This is a genomic window from Armatimonadota bacterium (genome assembly GCA_016869025.1).
Classification (GTDB): domain Bacteria; phylum Sysuimicrobiota; class Sysuimicrobiia; order Sysuimicrobiales; family Humicultoraceae; genus VGFA01.
Window position 1 is genome coordinate 1 of sequence record VGFA01000048.1, and the last position, 1,838, is coordinate 1,838.

At 64.8% G+C, this 1,838-nt stretch carries 1 protein-coding gene; it reads left to right on the forward strand.

Annotation, left to right across the window (positions count from 1 at the left end):
- The first annotated feature begins 113 nt into the window (after window positions 1–113).
- Complete coding sequence (locus FJX73_12730) at window positions 114–1,772, forward strand: hypothetical protein (protein MBM3471635.1); 1,659 nt, start codon at window positions 114–116, stop codon at window positions 1,770–1,772.
- Window positions 1,773–1,838: the final 66 nt, after the last annotated feature.

Consider the following 1,838-nt stretch of genomic DNA (forward strand, 5'->3'; position numbering starts at 1 on the left):
TCGCCGCTAGAGCTACGCGTTCCCCGGGACTACGCCCAGGGAACGGGGCGCCTGCGGCGCAGCGAGAGCGTACTTTGGGGCGGTGGTTGATTCTGGGTGGAGGGTAAAGGCCGATGGTCGAGGCGGGCTGCGCAGAGGGCGTCCTGTACGATGAGTTCTTGGATGGCAACTACGACTGCGTGGACCGGGTGGTCCTTCGAGCCTATTTCCAGCTCGGGCAGGCGCCGGCGGGGTTCCGAATGTTCTGGCGGCGGTGGAAGGGTTCGGACAAGGGGCTCGACAATACGCACCTGATGCGGATCGCCGGGCGCTTCGCGCGGAAGGTGCGGGGATGGGCTGAAGGCGAGGGTGTCCCGATCGTCTACAGCCAGGCGGGCGAACGGAACGAGGCCATCGCGGAGAAGTACATGCCGGCCGATCCTCGCAGGGAGGGGGTCTTCCTGATCATCGTAGGTCGGGCGCCGGGAAACGTGTGGGACGTCGTGCAGACCGCGGATGGACGGATCCGCAACATCGGGCGCAAGAAGCCCCGGTCCTGGGTCAACCACTACGCGTTTCACATCATGGATCGTGAGTGGGGCCACGTGATCGTCCGGTTCTGCCCTCATCCGCCGTTCAACGCCATGGTCATCCTGAACGGTCACGAGTGGGTGGCGCTGGAGGCGGCCAGGAGGGGCGTGGCGTTCACGAAGGAAGACAACTGCTTCACGGAGCTATCCGACGCCCGGGGCCTGGGCCTTGTCGCAGATACCTTGAGCTCCTCCGAGAGCTCTGTAGGGCGCTTGGTCCAGGTCTCGGAGCGTTGGATCTACTCGGCGGTGTTGTGCTTCGCCATGGACATCGCCGATCAGGAGAGGACGGGCTTTCGCTACAGCTACTCGGTCTTCCAGGCCGAGTACAGCCGGAACCTGCTCTTCCGTGACGGGCGGCAAATGGATCAGGTGTTCAGCGGCCTGATCGACCGAATCCGCGGGCCGCTCGACATCCGGACCGTGAAGACCCTCTTTGGACGCCGGCAGAGACCTCAGCGACAGAAGGGCCAGCCGCGTGCACCGGCCGAGGAGATCGCGCTCGAGAAACCTACGTACGATCTGACGATCCTGCGGATCCACTTCGGCCGCGTGACGCTCAAGATCTACACCAAAGGCGGGCGCGTCCTGCGCATCGAGGCCATGGCGCACAACATCCGCGACCTCCGTTGCCACCGGGGAGTGCACTACTTCCCGCAGATCATGGTCGAGCTACGAAGGATGGTCGATCGCTTCGTCGAGGTCCTGGACTGCGTGGATACCTCGTTCATCGATGCCGGGCTCATGGATGAGATCTCCCAGCCGGGCCGCCTCGGCGCCGTGCGCGTCGGCGGTCTCGACATCAACAGGCCGCGGATCCGAGCCGTCATGGAAGCGGTCGTCGCACTGTCGCCCAGCCCTCGCGGCTTCACCTCGTCCGAACTCGCCACCCAAGTCGGAGGACTCCTCGCTGACGAGACCTACTCGCCGAGCCGAGCGGCCTACGATCTTCGCAAACTCCGCTGCAAGGGACTCGTGGCCAGGGTGCCCCGTTCCCCTCGCTACGCCGCCGATGTCTCCGGCCTTCGGGCCATGGCCGCTCTGCTCATCCTCCGCGACCGCGTCGTGCGTCCGCTCATGGCCGCGGCCTCAAGGTCGGAGCCCGCACCCCAGCCCCGCGAAGCAACCGCTCTGGATCTCCGGTATGCCGCAGTGCACAGAGAGATGCGCAACCTCTTCAACCACCTCGGGATCGCCGCATGAATGGGAACATCATCAACTTTTTCACGATGTGAAGGCCACAAGTGGCCTAGATCGCGAACTCCTCGA

Bases quoted from the DNA above. Each gene is read 5' to 3' on its own strand.
- FJX73_12730 (MBM3471635.1), top strand. From the start codon at position 114: ATGGTCGAGGCGGGCTGCGCAGAGGGCGTCCTGTACGATGAGTTCTTG.